At 62.5% G+C, this 17,802-nt stretch carries 15 protein-coding genes and 1 pseudogene; 7 read left to right on the top strand and 9 right to left on the bottom strand.

Going from position 1 to position 17,802, the window contains the following annotated elements; all coding sequences use genetic code 11:
- Nucleotides 1-17: 17 nt before the first annotated feature.
- Both GGD66_RS19300 and GGD66_RS19295 read right to left on the bottom strand, forming a co-directional pair.
- Complete coding sequence (locus tag GGD66_RS19300) at nucleotides 18-1,013, bottom strand: acetamidase/formamidase family protein (RefSeq protein WP_018321012.1); 996 nt, start codon at nucleotides 1,011-1,013, stop codon at nucleotides 18-20.
- 17 nt (nucleotides 1,014-1,030) lie between these two features.
- Nucleotides 1,031-2,431, bottom strand: a complete 1,401-nt coding sequence (locus tag GGD66_RS19295; RefSeq protein ID WP_183232640.1) for an amidase — start codon at nucleotides 2,429-2,431, stop codon at nucleotides 1,031-1,033.
- A 428-nt stretch (nucleotides 2,432-2,859) separates the two neighbouring features.
- Between GGD66_RS19295 and GGD66_RS19290 the strand changes: the two genes are divergently transcribed.
- Complete coding sequence (locus GGD66_RS19290) at nucleotides 2,860-4,035, top strand: transporter substrate-binding domain-containing protein (RefSeq protein WP_018321014.1); 1,176 nt, start codon at nucleotides 2,860-2,862, stop codon at nucleotides 4,033-4,035.
- Nucleotides 4,032-4,619, top strand: coding sequence for an ANTAR domain-containing response regulator (locus GGD66_RS19285; protein WP_018321015.1), 588 nt, complete (start codon nucleotides 4,032-4,034; stop codon nucleotides 4,617-4,619). Before GGD66_RS19290 ends, GGD66_RS19285 begins: the two co-directional genes overlap by 4 nt.
- Nucleotides 4,620-4,661: 42 nt before the next feature.
- Here GGD66_RS19285 and GGD66_RS19280 read toward each other — a convergent pair whose 3' ends face one another.
- From GGD66_RS19280 to GGD66_RS19255, 6 genes are read right to left on the bottom strand one after another with little or no spacing between them, the layout of a single operon-like run.
- Nucleotides 4,662-5,039 (bottom strand): NUDIX hydrolase, encoded by a 378-nt coding sequence (locus GGD66_RS19280; RefSeq protein ID WP_183238268.1) that lies wholly within the window; start codon nucleotides 5,037-5,039, stop codon nucleotides 4,662-4,664.
- A 3-nt stretch (nucleotides 5,040-5,042) separates the two neighbouring features.
- Nucleotides 5,043-5,882, bottom strand: a complete 840-nt coding sequence (locus tag GGD66_RS19275) for an endonuclease/exonuclease/phosphatase family protein (protein WP_183238266.1) — start codon at nucleotides 5,880-5,882, stop codon at nucleotides 5,043-5,045.
- Entirely contained in the window at nucleotides 5,882-6,691 is an 810-nt protein-coding gene (locus GGD66_RS19270; protein WP_183238265.1) for a carbohydrate ABC transporter permease, read from the bottom strand. Before GGD66_RS19270 ends, GGD66_RS19275 begins: the two co-directional genes overlap by 1 nt.
- A complete protein-coding gene (locus GGD66_RS19265) occupies nucleotides 6,688-7,608 on the bottom strand; it encodes a carbohydrate ABC transporter permease (RefSeq protein WP_018321019.1) in 921 nt (306 codons plus the stop codon). The genes GGD66_RS19270 and GGD66_RS19265 overlap by 4 nt, the downstream gene beginning before the upstream one ends.
- 57 nt (nucleotides 7,609-7,665) lie before the next feature.
- The gene (locus GGD66_RS19260) at nucleotides 7,666-8,913 is read right to left on the bottom strand and encodes an ABC transporter substrate-binding protein (RefSeq protein ID WP_183258912.1); all 1,248 of its coding nucleotides are present in this window, start codon (nucleotides 8,911-8,913) and stop codon (nucleotides 7,666-7,668) included.
- 56 nt (nucleotides 8,914-8,969) lie between these two features.
- Nucleotides 8,970-9,989 carry an ABC transporter ATP-binding protein gene (locus GGD66_RS19255; protein ID WP_183238264.1) on the bottom strand — a complete coding sequence of 340 codons (1,020 nt, stop codon included), beginning with the start codon at nucleotides 9,987-9,989 and terminating at the stop codon, nucleotides 8,970-8,972.
- A gap of 222 nt (nucleotides 9,990-10,211) precedes the next feature.
- On the opposite strand from GGD66_RS19255, the gene GGD66_RS19250 reads away from it, so the two are divergent.
- Together GGD66_RS19250 and GGD66_RS19245 are read left to right on the top strand one after the other, a co-directional pair.
- A complete protein-coding gene (locus GGD66_RS19250) occupies nucleotides 10,212-11,015 on the top strand; it encodes a DeoR/GlpR family DNA-binding transcription regulator (protein ID WP_018321022.1) in 804 nt (267 codons plus the stop codon).
- Between the two features lie 114 nt (nucleotides 11,016-11,129).
- Nucleotides 11,130-12,242 (top strand): sugar ABC transporter substrate-binding protein, encoded by a 1,113-nt coding sequence (locus GGD66_RS19245; protein WP_018321023.1) that lies wholly within the window; start codon nucleotides 11,130-11,132, stop codon nucleotides 12,240-12,242.
- On the opposite strand, the pseudogene GGD66_RS19240 reads toward GGD66_RS19245, so the two are convergent.
- A pseudogene (locus GGD66_RS19240) lies at nucleotides 12,224-13,729 on the bottom strand (glucan biosynthesis protein G). The gene GGD66_RS19245 and the pseudogene GGD66_RS19240 overlap by 19 nt on opposite strands.
- 435 nt (nucleotides 13,730-14,164) lie before the next feature.
- Between GGD66_RS19240 and GGD66_RS19235 the strand changes: the two are divergent.
- The 3 genes from GGD66_RS19235 to GGD66_RS19225 all read left to right on the top strand — a co-directional run bounded on the left by GGD66_RS19235 (nucleotide 14,165) and on the right by GGD66_RS19225 (nucleotide 17,535).
- Nucleotides 14,165-15,211, top strand: a complete 1,047-nt coding sequence (locus tag GGD66_RS19235) for a transglycosylase SLT domain-containing protein (protein ID WP_026202471.1) — start codon at nucleotides 14,165-14,167, stop codon at nucleotides 15,209-15,211.
- A gap of 323 nt (nucleotides 15,212-15,534) precedes the next feature.
- The gene (locus tag GGD66_RS19230) at nucleotides 15,535-17,121 is read left to right on the top strand and encodes a lipopolysaccharide assembly protein LapB (RefSeq protein ID WP_018321026.1); all 1,587 of its coding nucleotides are present in this window, start codon (nucleotides 15,535-15,537) and stop codon (nucleotides 17,119-17,121) included.
- Between the two features lie 30 nt (nucleotides 17,122-17,151).
- The gene (locus GGD66_RS19225; RefSeq protein WP_157644419.1) at nucleotides 17,152-17,535 is read left to right on the top strand and encodes a hypothetical protein; all 384 of its coding nucleotides are present in this window, start codon (nucleotides 17,152-17,154) and stop codon (nucleotides 17,533-17,535) included.
- The last annotated feature ends 267 nt before the right edge of the window (nucleotides 17,536-17,802 follow it).

The raw sequence follows: 17,802 nt of genomic DNA, 5'->3' as shown, positions 1-17,802 counted from the left end.
TGGAAAGCGGCTGGGTGTCATGGCTTGAGGTAATTCTTCAAGATGGACGCCCCCATCGTGTATTTGGGGTCGACCATGTTGCCGAGGCGCATGCGGCCGGCCTGGCTGAGCAGCATGTAGGCGTCGATCTCGTCGAAGCCGTAATCGGCCGCCATCCACCGCACCAGTTCGCGATAGGCGATGCGCGCGGCGTCCTCGAGCGGACGCGCGCTGCCGATCGTCATGATGAAGTCCTTGGTCTCGAGCCGCGGCCAGGCGAAGCTCCAATTCTTGATCAAATCGACCTGGAGCGTGACAGTCGCACGCTGCTCGAGCGCAACGCCGGAGAGTTCGCCGTCGCCCTGCGTTGCGTGGCAGTCGCCGACGTAGAGCATCCCGCCGTCGGTATGCACCGGGAAATAGATGATCGCGCCGGGCGCAACATCGGGCAAATCCATGTTGCCGCCGTGATAGTCCGGCTGCAGCGACGAGATCGCCTCGATCTCCGGCGAGACGCCGATGGTGCCGATGAAGGGCTCGTAGGGCAGCGTGAGCTTGTCGTTCCAGCGCACGCCGCTCCTGTCGACATGCAGCTTCTTTACGCGCTCCGGCAGCGGCGGATTGAGCAGTGCCGTCGACCCGGTCCCGACCAGCCCACCGAACTCCGGAATGATGCAGGTCGTGCCGGCCGGCTGCTCGCCCCGTGTCTCGACGTCGCGAATATAGATCGCGAGGCAATCGCCCTTCTTGGCGCCCTTCACCGCGATCGGCCCGCATTGCGGGTTGAGATAGGGAAAGTTCAACTTGGCGGTGGGACTGTCGGTGTCCTTGGTCAACACGCCGCCGAACGCATCTTCGGTCTCGACGACGACGACCCCGCCGGGGTCGATCGACAGGGTCGGCTTGGCATAGGGACCATAGACGTAGTGGAAGTCCCCCTGCTGCTCGATGGTCAGGCTATGTGTCGTGCCGGTCGCGCCCTTGGCGACGGCGCGCTTGGCCATGATGGATGTCTTCAACCAGTCTTCAGACATGAGATCGGCTCCTCGACTCAGATCGCGGGATGACGCTTGTGCCAGTCGGTGACGCGCTGGAACGCATCGCCCGCGCGAACGAGACCGGCCTCATCGAAATGACGGCCGACGAACTGGAAGCCAATCGGGCCGCCGTTCGCCGCGAAGCCGCCGGGCAACGTCACGGTCGGGCTTCCCGTCATGTCGAACGGGCATGTAAAGCGGAGCAGGCCTCCGATCAGCGAGGCGTCCTCACCGAGCGCTGCCATCTTGGCAAGCGTCGGCGCGGCGAACGCCTGGGCCGGGATCGCGAGGAGATCGACCGTCTCGAACAGCACACGCACGGCGCCGCGAAACGCTTCGCGTCGGAGCGCGATCTTCTGGTAATCCATGCCGGACTGTTGCCGGCCGAGATCGAGCAGGCCGGTCAACGCCGGGCCGTACTCGTCCTTGCGCGCTGGATAGGTCTCCTCATGCGCGACCGCGACTTCGATGCCGCAGAGCGGGAACCAGTCGTCGATGATCGCTTTGGGATCGGGAAAGGCAACTTCCTTGATCTTCGCACCGAGATCGGCCGCGACCCGCAACCCCTCGGCCAGCACCTTGCCGGCATCGCCGTCGGTGCCTTCGCTGGTCCAGCGCCGGTCGAGGCCGATGGTCACGCCGCGCAGATCGCCGGTCAGGCCGGCGAGATAATCGGGTACCGACAGCGGAACCGCCGTCGTATCCTTGGGATCTTGCCCGGCGATCACGCGAAGCATCGCGCCGCAATCGACCGCGCTCCGCGCCATCGGGCCGATGTGATCCAGCGTCGGTGCCAGCTCGAACGCGCCGTAGCGGCTGACCCGTCCCCAGGTCGGCTTGAGCCCGGTGACACCATTGGCCGCGGACGGAAAGCGGATCGACCCGCCGGTATCGGTGCCGAGCGAGCCGAAGCAGAGGCCGGCCGCGGTCGCCACGCCCGAGCCGCTCGACGATGCGCCGGGCCAGAGATCCGCGTTCCACGGATTCTTCGGCGGGTCGATCTTCGGATGATGATCGGCATAGGCGCCCTCGGTCTGCTGCAGCTTGCCGAGGATGATCGCGCCGGCCTCCTTCAGCCGCGCAACCACCGTGGCGTCCTCGGTCGGGCGAAAGTCGCGATGGATCGTCATGCCATGCGCGGCCGGCGCGCCCTTGGCCCAGCAGAGATCCTTCACAGCGACCGGCACGCCGTGCAGCGGTCCCCTGATCTTGCCGGAAGCGATCTCCTTCTCGGCCGCGGCCGCTTCCGCGAGCGCCGAGTCGGCCATGACATAGGCGAAGCTTTTGAGCTTGCCGTCGAGCTTCTCGATCCGGCCGAGCATCGCCTTGGTGGCTTCGACCGGCGACAGCTCCTCCGCCTGGATCTTCCGTCCGACGTCGACGAGACCGAGATAGTGGAGATCTGTTGCCGCCATCGTTCCTATCCTCCCACGCGATGTGACGCACACGCACGCTCGCGCGCGGACATGCGTCACCGTTCTGGCGACGCGGACGCATCGCCAGCTGTCCTGGCGGCAAAACGAAAAAAGCCACCCGCCCCTCCCGAATGAGGTAACGAATGGCTCAAATGCCGCGGCTATGATCTATCGCTTAGGGGCCGTGATCGAACGAAGCACTTGGTTAGCAAAGAGCTGGACGTCATCGGCCAGATCAGCGCACGCGAGGTTCGACAGGTCGCCCTGTAGGAGAAAAGTCTAAGTAACTGACCATCGTGTTGTCAACGATACTCCCTGCCTAAATTTCGAGAGTGCTGCGCAGCAAAACGGCAAGCCGACTCTAAGCCCCTTGCGCTCTCATCGGCGATGATGATTTCATCTTCGCGTTTCGCGATCGAAAGCCGCCAATGACAAAGCCGTCTGTTCCCGTTGGCATCATCTGCTCGCAGTCAGGGCCCTATCAGGCAATGGGCCGCGAGATCCTCAAGAGCGCGATGATGGCGGTCGACGAGATCAACACGCAGACCGAGTTCGCCTTCTCGATCACGCCCCACATCCGCGACCCCCGCGGCATCGTCTCCGAATATCACACGGTCTGTGACGATTTGATCCGCAATGTCGGCGTCGAGCACATCATCGGCTGCTACACCTCGGCCTCGCGCAAGCAGGTCCTCCCCATCGTGGAGCGCACCGATCGCCTGCTCTGGTATCCCGCCCGCTACGAGGGCTTCGAGTGCTCGGACAACGTGATCTATGTCGGCGCCTCGCCTAATCACAACGTGTTGCCGCTGGTCCGCTACGTGCTCGACAATCTGTCGCGAGAGTTTTTCTGTGTCGGCTCCAACTATGTGTGGACCTGGGAGACCAATCGCGTCACCCGTGAGCTGGTCAGCGCGGCAGATGGCCACATCCTCGCCGAACGGCTGCTCGAGCTCGGCGAAAGCGCCGTCGGTCACATCGTCGACGAGATCGTCCGCCGCAAGCCGCCGATCGTGTTCAACACGCTGGTCGGAAGCTCGAGTTACGACTTCATCCGCGCCTTTGACGCCGGCACCAAAGCCGCCGGCCTCGAGATACCCATGCTGAGCTGCAGCCTCTGCGAGCCGGAACTGGCGATCGTCGGTCCGGCATCGGCCGGCTGCATCACCTCGTCGGCCTATTTCGAGAGCATCCGCCTGCCGGAGAACCGCGCCTTCGTCGCACGCTGGAAGGCGCGCTACGGCGCGGACAGCAGTCCTTCCGTGGACGGGCAGTCCGCCTATGTCGCGGTCTATCTGCTGGCCCGCGCGTTGCAGCGCGCGGGGACGTCCGACATTGCCGAGGTGCGGCGCGCCGCGGCGGGCTATCGCTACAATTCGCCGCAAGGACCGGTGTGGATCGATGGCGGCAACAATCATTGCGTCCTTACACCACGGCTTGCCGTATCCAATCCGCAAGGACAGTTTGATATTTTCTGGGAAGCCGACGCGCCTGTTAAGCCTGATCCCTACCTGACGCAGCTCGACGTTGCCGTCAGCCCGTCGAAAGACACCTCGGCGGGCTGCGCATTGCCGAACGCGCCGCATTTGCGGGTTGTGAAATGAGCAGACCGTCTTCATTTTCGCTACGCGGACGCAAGGCGCTCGTCGCCATCAAGGACGAGCGCGACTCAACCATCGTGCGACGGCAGTTCGAACGTCTCGGGATCGAGGGTGTCGCATGGACGCCGGCGGAGCCCGTCGGCTTCGCCCCTGATCTATCGCTGATCGACGACGAGTTCCTGCCCCTGCTGCAACCGGCGCAACGCGCGTACCTGGCGCGATCGCCCGTCATCGCCCTGCTCGGCACCGAAACGCCGAGCCGCCTCAAGCTGGTGTTCGAGCTCGACCCGGCATCGTTCCTGATCAAGCCGCTGCGGTCCGCCGGCATTTACGCAGCGCTCGTCATGGCATTCGAGCGCAACGAACGCACAGGCGAATTGAAGCAGCAGATTCTCAAGCTTGAGCAGCGCCTGCGGTCGCGTCGCGTCGTGCTCGCCGCCGTTCTCCAGGTGATGCATTCGCATGCGCTCGCCGAACCTGCCGCCTTTGCCCTGATCCGCAGAACCGCGATGGAGCAGCGCAAGACGATCGAAGAACTCTCGGCGGAGATCACTGCCAGGGGCGTGCTCCCGCGCGCAACTGGTTAGACTGCCTGTACTGCTCCGCACAGCGAACAGCCAGGCCCCCGCCTATTTCGGAAACAGCTTGTCGCGAATGTAGCGCGAGGTTGGGGTCAGCTTCAGTCCGCGCGGTTTTCGCCAAGCCGCCCTGTCGATCTCTCTCTTGTCGCCGATCTTCAATGGACCTGTAACCTTCTTGGTCAGGAAGATCGCGTCGCTCATCTTTCGGCCGGACCGGCGATTCTTGCCGTTGACCTCCTTCCACAGCCTCAAGTCACCCAGTCTGAGCTTGGGCAGCTCCTCCGTGATCTCGCGCTGGAGACACCTTCTCTCGCTCTCGCCGGCCCGCTTGCGGCCGCCCGGAAACATCCAGCGCTTGTCGCGTCGCCGTCTGACCAGGAGCACTCTGCCCTTCCTCGCCACAACAAGCTTTGACGACTTAGCCATTCTCTATTCCCCAAGTTCGATCACAACAGGTTGATGATCGGAAGCATTGGTGGCTTCGTTGACATCGATGTTGCGAACCTGACCGATCAGATCTTCGGTCACGAAAATAAAGTCGCGACAGTCCGGCCCGTCGGGCCATTGCGCGCGGTCGTAGATTCCGCATGTTGGCGCCCGCTGGCGTCCCGGACGATTGGCGGTCCACGCATCGCGGTAATTCAGACCGCGTCGCCCGGAGCGGTCGATCAGGGTGTGCTGGGGATCGGCCACGTCGAAATTGAAATCGCCGCACATCAGGCTCGACGCAGCGACGGTCTGGCTTCCATATGGCTCATCGTGCCCGGAGCTGGCCTGCTTGGGACTCCCCGATGCGTCCTGCTGCAGATCGAGCAGCCGCGTGATCTGCGCGTGACGCTGATCGGCCGAATGAAACTCGAGATGCGTGTTAACGATGCGGATCGCGCCAAACGAGGCTTGAACTGTCACCTCCAGGGCGTGACGGCGCATGCTGCGCACCCCACCCGCGCCCGGAAACGGCAAGAGGTGATTGGCGATCTGCAACACCGGCAATCGCGACAGCGTCATGTTGCCGAAGCAATGGAGGCTGCCCGCGCGATCCATCGTCTCGATCGCCGGCCGGAATATCGCGGAGTAGCCGGGCAGCAAGGCCACGAGCTGGGCGCTCTGATCCGCGCCATCGCCAAATCTCGAGAAATTGGCGCTCACTTCCTGGAAGCAGAACACGTCGGCATCGAGCGTCTGCCTGGCGACGGCAACGATCCTGGACAGATCGGTGACGCCGTCGCACCCCTTGCCGCACTGTATGTTCCAGGTGAGAAGCCGCATCACCGGATACCCGCGCGCATGAATGACTGAACGAACTGGCGCTGAAACAACAGGAATGCGACCAGCAGGGGCGCCATCGTCATCACGGTCGCCGCCGTGATCACCGACCAGTCCACACCGGTTTCAGGCGCGCCGAACACGGCAAGACCCACCGTGAGCGGACGCGCTTCCACCGAATTCGTGACGATCAGCGGCCACAGGAAGTTGTTCCAGTGATAGCTGACGGAGACGAGGCCGAAGGCGACGTAGGTGGGGCGTGCCAACGGCACATAGACCCGCCAAAGGATCACGAGTGGGCCTGCTCCCTCGACCCGCGCGGCCTCGACCAGCTCCTGAGGCACGCTCTTGAAGGTCTGCCGCAGCAGAAAGATGCCAAAGGCGCTCGCCATGTAAGGCAGCGCGATGGCAGGGATCGTATCGAGCAAGCCCAGCTTGGCAATCGCGCGATAGTTCTCGACGATGAGGACGTCGGGCATGATCATCAGCTGGAGCAGCACGAGGGCGAACGCCATGCCGCTGCCTTTGAACCTGAAGCGCGCAAAGGCATACGCAGCCAGCGTCGACAGGATGAGTTGGCCAACAAGGACCAACGTCACCAGCACGACCGTGTTGAGATAGTACCGGGCGAACGGCGCCTGCTTCCAGGCCCGCGTGAAATTCTCCAGCGTCCAGGGCGCGGACAGGCTGAACGAGGTGGCGTAGGCAGCCGGATGCAGCGCGCTCCAGAAGGCATAGGCCAGCGGGGCGAGCCAAATCAAAGCCAGGAGCCATGCTGCGACGGCTTCGACGGGGTGTGTCCGGCCTCTCATTGGTAGTGGATCCTGCGATCGAGATAGCCGAACTTGATCAGCGCAATCGCGCTCAGGAGCATGAGAAGCACAACCGTCAACGTTGCCGCGTAGGAAGAATCCTGGAACGTGAAGGCGACCTCATAGATGTAATAGAGCAGTAGCGTGCTGGCGTTGTTGGGACCGCCCTTGGTCATGATGACCAGATGGTCCACCAGCTTGAACGAGTTGATGACCGCATTGATGGCCACGAACAGCGTGGTCGGCATCAGCAGCGGAAAAGTGATCCGGCGGAACGTGTACCATCGGCTCGCGCCCTCGATGGAGGCGGCCTCATCGAGGTCCGGCGAGAGCTGCTGCAGCGCCGCCAGATAGAAGATCATGAAGAAGCCGGCTTCCTTCCAGATCACCATAACGATCAGGCAGCCCATCACCGTCGAGGGATCGCCGAGCCAGTTCCGGCCGCCGAGGCCGAACAGCCCGCGCAGCTGATCGAGCGCGCCGTAATCCGGCGTGTAGAAGAACAGCCAGATGTTGGCGACGGCGATCATCGGCAGCACGGTCGGCGTGAAGTACGCCAGCCGCAGAAAGCCGCGGCCGCGCATGTTGCGATTGACCCAAACGGCCATGATCAGCGCGAGCGCGATCGACGTCGGGATCGTGCCGAGCGCGAACCAGAAATTGTTGACCAGCGCCTTCCAGAAGATCGGATCGGCCGCCATGGCCCGGTAGCTGTCCGCCCCGACGAAGACCTCGGTGCCGTTCCGCTTGGTGATGAACAGCGAATGCCGGATCGTCGCCAGGATCGGCCAATGCGTGAACGCAACCAGCAGCACCGCCGCCGGCAACAGCAGCAGCCACGCATTCACGGCATTCCACCACGCCTGCGACCGGGCGCGGCGTTCGGAGATTGGCGATGAGGCGGCGAAGTCGGTCATTCTAGAGTCGGCGGAATGGCGGCGAACCGCCACCCCGCCATGTCCCTTACTTTGCGCTTACTTGGCGGCGCGCAGCACGCGGTCGGATTGCGCCTGCGCTGCGGCCAGCGCTTCCTGCGGCTTCTGCGAGCCCGTGACCGCAGCCTGCACGGCATCGTTCACGAACTTGTAGATGCGACCGTTCTCGTGGACGGAGAGCTCCGGCACGGCATGCTCGAGCTGATCGCGCGCGACGGTCGCCTGCGGAAAGCCCTTGGCGTAGTCTTCCATCGCCTTGGTCTTGTAGGCGGCCGGCGACACCGCGACGTAGCCGGTCTTCATGCTCCATTCCGCCGCACGCTCGGGCGCCGTCATCCACTGGATGAACTTGACGGCGGCCTTCTGCTGCTCGGCCGAAGCGCTCTTGAAGATGTAGAAGCTGCCGCCGCCGGTCGGCGATCCCCGCCGCTCCTTGGCCGGCAGCATGGCCACGCCGAACTGGAATTTCGCGGCGTCCTTGACCGCCGTGAGGTTGCCCGTCGTGTGCCACATCATCGCCGTCTTGCCTTCGAGGAAGTCGGTGCGGAGCGTCGCCCAGTCGATGCTGCCGGTCGGCATGACGTTGTGCTTGCGCGACAGGTCGACCCAGTAGTCGAGAGCGCCGACCGTCTTCGGCGCGGTGAGATACACCTCGGTGCCGGCCTCGTTCATCATCTTCTGGCCGTTCTCAATGGCGAGCGCCTGCAGCATCCAGTAGCCGTAGCCGGTCGTCGGGATCTCGACGCCCCAACGCGTCGTGTTGGCGCCGTCCTTCCTGACCAGCTTCTTCGACATCTCGACCATTTCGTCCCAGGACGCTGGTGCCTTCTCGGGATCGAGGCCGGCTTCCTTGAAGGCGTCCTTGTTCCAGTACAGCACGATGGTCGAACGCTGGAACGGGATGCTCCAGGTCTTGCCGTCCACCTGGCCGTTGGCCATGAACGCGGGATAGAACTCCTTGAACCAGGCCTTGTCGCTGACGAGGTCGTCAAACGGCACGACGGCATTCTCGTCCATCAGCGTGAATACGTCGGTCGACAGCAACACCGACAGTTGCGGCGGCTGCCCGCCCTTCATGGCGGTCATCGCCTTGGTCATCGTGTCCGTGTAGTTGCCAGCATAGACCGCCGTCACGTTGATATCCGGATTGTCCTTCTCGAAGCGCGAAACCATGTCATCGATGATCTTGGTGACGGGACCTCCGACCGCGACCGGATAGTACATCGTCAGATCCACCGCAGCGGCGGGACGCATCGAGAGCACGGCAAGTGCGGCTGCCATCAACATCGTTCGTCGCGCAAACATCTCTCTCTCCCTCTGTAATCCGCCGAGCGCCACCGCTGCTATCCAGCGGAGGTCGCCAGCCGGCCCTCCCTGGCTGAAGTCTCCAATCGGCATTCCGTAGCCGGATCGAATCGATGCTCGTGACCGGCCTCCCAGGCCAGCCGGACATCCTCGCCGGGCTGAACCTTGCTGAAGCCGTCGAGCCGCACCGAGATCGGCTGACCGTCGATGTCGCACAGCACGATGCTGTCGGCTCCGAGATGCTCGACGGCCTTGACCCGCGCGGCATGATCGCCACCGGGCACGATGCGGATGTGCTCCGGCCGAACGCCGATGAGATGATTGCCCTGACGCACCAGATTCATCGGCGGGGTACCGATAAACCGCGCGGTGAACGCCGTCGCCGGCCGGTTATAGAGTTCTTCCGGGGAGCCGTTCTGCTCGACGCGGCCATCGCGCATCAGGACGACGCGGTCCGCCATCGTCATCGCTTCGGTCTGATCGTGGGTGACGTAGACCATCGTCATACCGAGACGCTGCTGCAACGCGCGGATTTCCGTTCGCATCTCGTGCCGCAGCTTTGCGTCGAGGTTGGACAGCGGCTCGTCCATGAGACAGACCCGCGCCTCAGCGATGATGGCGCGTCCCAGCGCGACGCGCTGGCGCTGCCCTCCCGACAATTGCGACGGCTTGCGATCGAGCAGGTGCGCAAGACCAACGATGTCGGCGACGCGACGAAGCCGGACGTCGCGTTCGGCGCGCGACACCCGCCGCACGCGCAGGCCGAAGATGATGTTTTCGGCTACGCTCAAATGCGGGAACAGCGCATAGGACTGGAAGACCATGGAGATCTTCCGGTCCGCCGGCGACAGGCGAGTCACGTCGACGCCGCCGATGGCGATCATGCCGGCATCGGCCTCCTCGAGCCCGGCGATCAGCCGCAACGTGGTTGACTTGCCGCAGCCGGACGGCCCCAGCAGCACCAGCAGCGAGCCCTCGTCCGCCGTCAGACTGATGTCATCGACGGCGCGCATCGCGCCCCACGACTTGGAGACATGATTCAGCGTAATCGCCGACATGGCCGGTTCGCTCGCAGCATGATGCGGCTACGCTGATGGCGGCTCGCTCCAACGGAGCAGCACAGTGCCAGTCAAAGACCAGTACATGCGTCCTCCCTCGAGCCACGCTCATTCATCGGCGTAGCAGCTATTATGTTCATATGAACATAGTGTGACACCATATGAAACAGAAAATTGCCTCTTGCCCCTTCAAATGATATTTTTGTCGCGAACGGAGGGCTCATGGCCAGGAGCGCCAGGACACGTCAGGTCCACATACTGGAGATCGTGCGCGAGCAAGGCTTCGCTTCCATCGAGCAGCTTGCGGCGCGTTTCGAAGTGACCCAGCAGACTATCCGCCGCCTTGTGAATGCGCTCTGCGACCAGGGATTGCTTCGGCGCGTGCATGGTGGGGTCAGCCTCCCCGTCCAGAATCAGAACCTCGCCTACAGCAGCAGGCACAGGCTGAACGCCGAAGCCAAGCGGCGGATCGCGCTTGCGACCGCCAAACTCATTCCCGACGGGACGTCGCTGATGATCGGGCTCGGCACGACTCCCGAATATGTCGCGCAGGCACTTTCCCGCCGACGGGATCTGCGGGTGATCACCAACAGCCTGAACGTGGCCGCAGCCTTCTCGCACAATCCGGACGTGGAGATCACCATCGCCGGCGGCACGCTGCGGCCGCTCGACCGCGACATCATCGGCGAGGCCGCCGTGCATTTCTTCTCTGGATTTCGCGCCGACTTCGGAATCTTCGGCGTCGGCGGCGTCGATGCGGACGGCTCGCTGCTCGACTTCCATGTCGATGAAGTCAAGGCACGCCAATCCATCGCCGCCAATTCACGAACGTCCGTGCTCGTGGCCGACATCACCAAATTCGGGCGCAATGCGACGGTTCGCGGCGGCCACCTCGACGAGTGCCACCATCTCGTTATCGACGACCGATTGCCGGCAGCGTTCGAGCTGAGCGCACAACGATATAGCGGCCAGATCCATACGGCCGGCGACGCTCGCGCAGATTTCGAGCTCCTCGGCGACATCTAGCCGACACTGCATCTGATCGCTGCTCGGCTTGATCGCGCCTCCCGGAGGCGAGGTCCGCGGTCGTTCCCCGCTCCGCGCTGGCAGCAGGTTTCCGGCGAGACCATCACGGTCGCCGTGATCCCGGCGAGCTATTTCGAAAACCTCATTGCACTGGCGCCGCAGTTCAAGGCGCTCACCGGCATCGACGTCCGCTTCGAGAAGATCCCGCCGGCGCAGATCCGGCAGAAGAGCGTCATCGACCTGACCTCGAAGACGGGCACCTACGCAACCCACGCTGCCGATCCCATGTATTACGCGCTCTATGCCGCGAACAAATGGGTCGAGCCGCTCGACACTTACCTCGCAGACAAATCGCTGACCGATCCGGCCTGGTTCAAGCTCGACGACATCATTCCGGCCTGGCGCAGCGCCAACGGCATCGACGGCAAGCTCTACGGCATGCCCTATGACGGTGAAGTCACCATTCAGGTCTATCGCAAGGACCTCTACGACGCGAAAGGCCTGAAGCCGGCCGACACACTAGAAGCCTACATGTCCAATGCCGCGGCGTTGAACACGCCGAACGATCGCGTCTGGGGGGCTGCGCTGCGCGGCGTCGCCGGTGCCGGCCAGAACATGTACATCTATCCGTCGATCTTCCGCGAGTTCGGCGGCGACTGGATGAAGGGCGGCAAGCTCACTGTCAATGGCCCCGAGGCCGAGGCGGCGCTCGCCTGGTACGTCGACATCATGAAGAAGTACGCGCCGACGGCAGCCGCCAACTGGAATTGGCCGGATGTCGCCGACGCCTTCTCGCAAGGCACCGTCGCCAGCTACATCGACGCGCATTCGTCGGCTTCGGTCATCAACAATCCTGAGAAGTCCAAGGTGATCGGCAAGGTCGCCTATGCCCGCTGGCCCAAGGGGCCCTCGGGCAAGCGCACCACGTCGATCTGGAACTGGGGCTTTCCGATCAATTCCGCGCTGCCGGAGAAGAAGCGGAAAGCGACCTGGCTGTTCATCCAGTGGGCCGCGAGCGCCGAGACCCAGGCGCGCACCGCGCATAAGTTCGCCGGTCCCACCAAGCGCTCGGGTGTCAACCGCACCTCGGTGTGGAAGGATCTTCGTTGTAGGTGGGAAGCAGCATGGCAGTGCGGCTCGCGATCGCAGGCAGCTCCGCCTCTGCCGCGAAGGCGCGTTATCGCCGGCGACCGGCTGGAGCGCTGTGTTCAGGGAGCCCATCGGTAGACCAGACTTCCGACAAGGGTTTGTCGCCCTCTGTCAGAAATGCCCGCAGCTCGATCGGCTCTCCCTTCACCTGGCACTGGAAGCTCAGCCGCCAACCGCCGGTGTAGGGATTGGGCTGCGTGACGATATTCTTCACCTCGGACTTTTCCGCCGTCACGACCCCTTTGACGCCGGCAGGATCGACGCCCTTCAGGTTGTCGCCGAACAGATCGAGGACGAAGAGGCGGGCGTCTTCGCCCCTCGCCCCTATTCCGCTTCGCGTGAAGCGGGCCAGCGAATGCGGCTTCGGGCTATCAGGTCCCCAGTGCAGTCGATAGGTGTAGTTGTGTTCGCCCTTGGCCTGTAGCGGATTCTTCGGGCGCCAGAGTGCGGCGATGTTGTCGTGAACCTCTTCCTTCGTCGGGATCTCGAACAGAACGACCCCGCCCTCGCCCCAATCGCCGATCGGCTCCATCCAGAGACTGGGGCGTTTTTCGAAGCTGGATTCGATGTCCTGATAGGCGAAGAAGTTTCGCTCCCGCTGCATCAGCCCGAACCCGCGGGGATTTAGATCCTGAAACGTGCTGATCTGGAGATCGCGGGGATTGTTGAGCGGCCGCCAGAGGCTTTCTCCCTTCCCGTTGAAGATCGCGAGGCCGTCGGAATCGTGGACCGACGGGCGGAAGTCGTCGATATCGTTGCGTCGTTCGGACCGTAGAAGAACGTGCTGGTCATCGGCGCGAGACCGGCCCGCTGCATTTCGACCCGCGGATAGACTGACATTTCGACGTCGAACACCGTGGTTTCGCCCGGCCGCACAGTGAAGCGGTAGCTTGCCGCGCAGCTCTTGCTGTCGAGAAGAGCGTGGATCACCATCGAAGTTGCACCCGAAGCCGGCCGCTCGAGCCAGACGGCCTTGAAGAGCGGAAATTCCTCGCCCTTTGCTTCGCCCGTATCGATCGACAGTCCCCGGGCGGAAAGGCCGTATGTCTGCCCTTTGGCGACAGCGCGGAAGTAGGTCGCGCCCAGGAAGACGCAGACTCGTAATAGTCGGGACGGTTCATCGGCGCATGGATGCGGAAGCCCGCGCACCCGAGATCGCTGTCCTCGAACGGCGGGAACTTCTCGCCGAAGGAAAAGTCCGCCTTGCGGTACTTGAGGTCGGTAGCCTTTCCGTCCGCGACCTCGAAGATGCTCACCCTGTTCTTGTAGAAGAAGCAGCGATGGAAGAGCTGCGCCTCGAACGGAAGATTCTTGCCGCGCCAAAGGGCGCGCTCGGGCTGGAAGCGGATCGAACGGTACTGATCGCAGTCGAGGTTCTTCAACCCGCCTGGCAGCTTCTCGTCTGGCGCCTCGTACGGTTTGCGCCCCAGCATACGGGCGAGGTCCCTCACGGTGGAAGGACCGAACGCGCCCTCCGGCGGGCCAGCAGCAGCGAAACCGCTCCGCGAAGCGAGCAACAATGCCGGCAGCAACGCCGACCCTCGAACAAACTGGCGTCGGTTCACGGGTTCTCCTACTCGCTACTGCTATCGCGGCCAAGCAACGGCCACCGCGCCCGCGAGTTCGACCCGACCGGCCATCACTGGCGGGAGGAAAGTTGAGCAGCCCAATCACGGGCATCTGCCGGAATCCGGGGTTCCGGTGCCTCAAAACGTGCTGGTTGATCAGGTTCAACGGAGGCCCGCCCGCAGTTGGTGGATTTCTCTCATCCAATTGTCGCCTATTGGCGCGTAGCCTGACTTTCACGGTGATGCCCGCTGAGCGACGCTTCTGGCCCATAGCCGACCCACAGCGTCTCCCGCCAAGGATGAGTGACGAGGCAGAAGGTCTGCTCTCATTCACCACATTTAAACCTTAAGATTTTACGAAGGAGGACTCACCACAGACCGCAGGAACATGCGAACAGCCTTTGTACAGAAGCCATCCGTGGACTTCGGGCAATGAAGGTTTGGCAGACGAGCTGCATCGCGGCTGCGGTCGCATCCGTGGGACTTTATCTAGCCGCCGGTAACAGGCCGGCCGGGACGGGGCCGAATGTCATACTGGGCGCTGCAGCGAACATAGCGGCTCCCGAGAACATGGCGGCTCCTGCGAACATGGTGACGCCCGCCTTGTACGCCGAGGCATCGGCCAGACTTGCGATAGCGCTTCGGGCAGAAGGAGCCAAGCTGGGCTCGGTGACGTCAGCAGGTTCCGGGCCGTTGAGCACCGGAGCCGAGATCGTCGATGAACCCGTCACGACCAAATTGGCGTCGTTGGGGCAGGATATCGTCAAACCGCTGCCGGCAGGACGCGATGCGTCCAACGATACTCCGAAAGCGGCGTCGACGCCGGATTTCCGTTATCTGGTCTACTACGTCTGGTCTGAACTGCCGTCCGCCGAGAAACCGGCGGAGATCGTCTTGCGTTCGTTCAAGGACATCCCAGTCGGAACGCCGGCCGAAGAGATCAAGCGCGCTTCCGACGCGTTTGGTCTCGATTTCAATTTCATGATGGCGGTTGCCAAGATCGAATCCGGTTTCAATCCCAATCAACGCACCGGGTCGTATATCGGCCTGTTTCAGCTGAGCCAATATGAGTTCGGGAAGTTCGGCTTCGGGCAGATTCGCAGTCCGAGGGATAACGCCGTTGCGGCCGCCTATAAGGTCATTACGGAAGGCATCCTGTTCGAGTGGATCACGCACCGGAAGCCGGATTTGAGCGATCTTTACCTGATCCATCAGCAGGGCTGGGAAGGCGCCGCTGAGCACATCAGCCAGCCCGCTCGCATCGCTTGGAAATCCATGTGCGCCACCAGCGAAGGCAAGGAGAAGGGCGGAAGGTGGTGCAAACGCGCTATCTGGGGCAATGCACTTCCAGCGTTCAAGCGTACTTGGAAATCGGTGGACAACGTGACTTCAGAGGCGTTCGTCGGTATGTGGCGCGGCCGGGTCGCCGAATTCTACACGAAATATGTGGCGACTGCCGCTGCGGCGGCAAGCCAATAAATCCGTTTTCGGCAGGCCCTGCCACCGCTTGCAGGCTATACCAAGTCCGCTCATGCCCCGTAGCTGACCATCCGCACTGCTTGAGCCGACGCCCGCAATGACCCAAAGCTGGCGTGACGCATCGCAGTTTGACTGCGCCAGCTGGCGCGACGTGTTCTGCGCTTTGTCGACGAGCTAAGCGCAGGTCCAATGTCAGGACAGCTGACGTGCCACACGGCCACGTCCATCTCTGGCTCTTCTCCGAACGGAATTGCATGGTCGGCCTGTGTGAACAGGCTTAGAATGCGCGCCTCGCAAAGTTAGTTCTCGCGTGGAGGCAGGTCATGATCAAGACGCCATTCGCTATCGCGGCTACGGTTGTGTTGGGCCTTTCGTTTGCACAACCTTCGTTAGCAGAATCGGACGGCGATCAGCTCGGTACGGTGCATTTCGAAACATCGTGCAAGCCGGAGGCGCAGAAGCTTTTCGATCGCGGGATGCTGTACCAGCACTCGTTCTGGTACCGCGCGTCGCAGCACGCGTTCGGAGATGCTCTGAAGGCCGATCCGGAGTGCGGCATCGCATACTGGGGCATTGCCCTCAGCCTCTTGTGGAATCCCCACGTTCCCACCCCCGCGAAAAACCTCGCCGAGGGTGCTGAGGCGATCGCAAAAGGAAAGCTCATCGGCGCCAAGACCCAGCGCGAACGCGACTACCTCGATGCGCTTAGTGCCATGTACGCCGACTACGACAAGGTCGATCATCGCACGCGCATGCTGGCTTACGCCAAGGCCATGGAGCAACTTGCGCAGCGGTATCAAAACGATGACGAAGCGCAGATCTACTATGCGCTGGCCCTCAACACCTCGGCGTCGCCGGCCGACAAAACCTACACTAACCAGCTCAAGGGTGCGGCAATCCTTGAGCCGATCGCAATACGGCAGCCCCAACATCCCGGCGTGGCGCACTACTTGATTCATCTTTACGATTATCCGCCAATTGCCGAAAAAGGGCTCGAGGCTGCGCGACGCTACGCCAAGGTTGCACCAGCGGCAGCCCACGCCCAACATATGCCGTCCCACATCTTTACCCGCGTCGGATACTGGAGGGAGTCGATTGCTTCCAACACCGAATCGTCGCGTGTGGCGAGAGCGGACAAAGAGGGCCACGATCAGCTGCACGCAATGGATTACCTCGTCTACGCCTATTTGCAACTCGGGCAGGACGAGAACGCAGCAGCCGTTGTCGACGAGATGAAGGGGGTCACAGGCTTCACCGAGACTTTTATCGCCGGGCCATACGCGCTGGCCGCCTCGCCGGCACGCTATGCAGTGGAGCGCGGCGATTGGAAGGCTGCTGCGGCGCTTGAGGTTCGTCCCAGCCTGCTGCCTCACGTGCAGGCGGTAACCTATTTCGTGCGGGCGCTGGGCGCGGCCCGTGCAGGCGAGCCAGAAGTCGCGAAGGCCCACATCGCCAAACTCGCCGAACTGCGCGACAAGCTACGTGCCGCCAAGGACACCTATTGGGCCGAACAGGTCGAAATTGAGCGGCAGGTTGCGACGGCTTGGCAGCTTTTCGCCGAAGACAATCGTGACGCTGCGCTGAATGCCATGAGCGCCGCCGCCGCTGCCGAGGACAAAACGGAGAAGCATCCAGTGACGCCGGGAGTGCCTAAACCGGCGCGCGAACTCTATGGAGAAATGCTGCTTGAGAGCGGCAAGGCAAATGAAGCGCTTGGGGCATTTGAAGCAACGCTGCGGAAGGAGCCAAACCGGCTCGGCGCTTACGTAGGCGCAGCCAAGGCGGCGGAAAAGTCCGGCGAATCCAACAAGGCTCAGCAATACTATAAAAAGGTCATAGCGATCGCTGATGCAGCTGATAGCACCCGAACGGAAGTTGCCGAGGCGCGGGCATTTCTGATGAAGCGCTGAGAAACGGGCACGAGAGGCATGGGAGCACACGTGAAATCAATATTGCTGGCGATCGTTCTGGGCGTTGTTGCGAGTGCGGGAAACGCTCAATCGCTCGAGGTTGTCGGATATTCCGGTCACCTCGGCGAATGGGAGTTGACAGCCACCGTCACGGAAGCGGCCTCCGGCCAAGTCATAAAGGAGTACTCCGGACCATTGACGATGAAGCACGTCGGGTTGTGCACTCAGGATGGTCCGGAGGAGAGGATCGGCGAAATGCGCCTGCGGATGTCAGTCTTAGCATCGCGATTGAACGCGACATTTTCGTTTTCTGGCGTCGAATGCACCTACACCGGAAGGCTGTCAGACTACTACACAGGCACGATGATTTGCCCTGATCGGCAGCCGGTTCCGCTCAAACTATGGGTGAAATAGTTGGGTCAGGAAACAGCCAGGTTCTTGGAAGAAGGACGAGCACTGCGCTGATCGCGAAGAGATGGGCTAATCGCCTGCCAAGGCTTTTACGTTTGAAGCGCTCGCCATTCCCCCGCCGGCGGGCACGTGGCTGCCGTAAGTCCGTTTTTGATGCTGTGGACGGCTCCTCCATGGGCACGAGAGTGCCAAGGATGGGGCGCCGTTTGAGGCTCCCACGATTCGGAGGAGCAGCCTATGCAATCAATTTCGACGATTGGTCTGGATATC

The organism is Bradyrhizobium sp. CIR48 (assembly GCF_014198315.1).
In the GTDB taxonomy this organism is placed as follows: Bacteria; Pseudomonadota; Alphaproteobacteria; order Rhizobiales; family Xanthobacteraceae; genus Bradyrhizobium.
This window is presented reverse-complemented; position numbering and strand designations above follow the sequence as displayed.

Coding starts and splice junctions, on each gene's coding strand:
- GGD66_RS19300 (WP_018321012.1), bottom strand. CDS start 1,013: ATGTCTGAAGACTGGTTGAAGACATCCATCATGGCCAAGCGCGCCGTC.
- GGD66_RS19295 (WP_183232640.1), bottom strand. CDS start 2,431: ATGGCGGCAACAGATCTCCACTATCTCGGTCTCGTCGACGTCGGACGG.
- GGD66_RS19290 (WP_018321014.1), top strand. CDS start 2,860: ATGACAAAGCCGTCTGTTCCCGTTGGCATCATCTGCTCGCAGTCAGGG.
- GGD66_RS19285 (WP_018321015.1), top strand. CDS start 4,032: ATGAGCAGACCGTCTTCATTTTCGCTACGCGGACGCAAGGCGCTCGTC.
- GGD66_RS19280 (WP_183238268.1), bottom strand. CDS start 5,039: ATGGCTAAGTCGTCAAAGCTTGTTGTGGCGAGGAAGGGCAGAGTGCTC.
- GGD66_RS19275 (WP_183238266.1), bottom strand. CDS start 5,882: ATGCGGCTTCTCACCTGGAACATACAGTGCGGCAAGGGGTGCGACGGC.
- GGD66_RS19270 (WP_183238265.1), bottom strand. CDS start 6,691: ATGAGAGGCCGGACACACCCCGTCGAAGCCGTCGCAGCATGGCTCCTG.
- GGD66_RS19265 (WP_018321019.1), bottom strand. CDS start 7,608: ATGACCGACTTCGCCGCCTCATCGCCAATCTCCGAACGCCGCGCCCGG.
- GGD66_RS19260 (WP_183258912.1), bottom strand. CDS start 8,913: ATGTTGATGGCAGCCGCACTTGCCGTGCTCTCGATGCGTCCCGCCGCT.
- GGD66_RS19255 (WP_183238264.1), bottom strand. CDS start 9,989: ATGTCGGCGATTACGCTGAATCATGTCTCCAAGTCGTGGGGCGCGATG.
- GGD66_RS19250 (WP_018321022.1), top strand. CDS start 10,212: ATGGCCAGGAGCGCCAGGACACGTCAGGTCCACATACTGGAGATCGTG.
- GGD66_RS19235 (WP_026202471.1), top strand. CDS start 14,165: ATGAAGGTTTGGCAGACGAGCTGCATCGCGGCTGCGGTCGCATCCGTG.
- GGD66_RS19230 (WP_018321026.1), top strand. CDS start 15,535: ATGATCAAGACGCCATTCGCTATCGCGGCTACGGTTGTGTTGGGCCTT.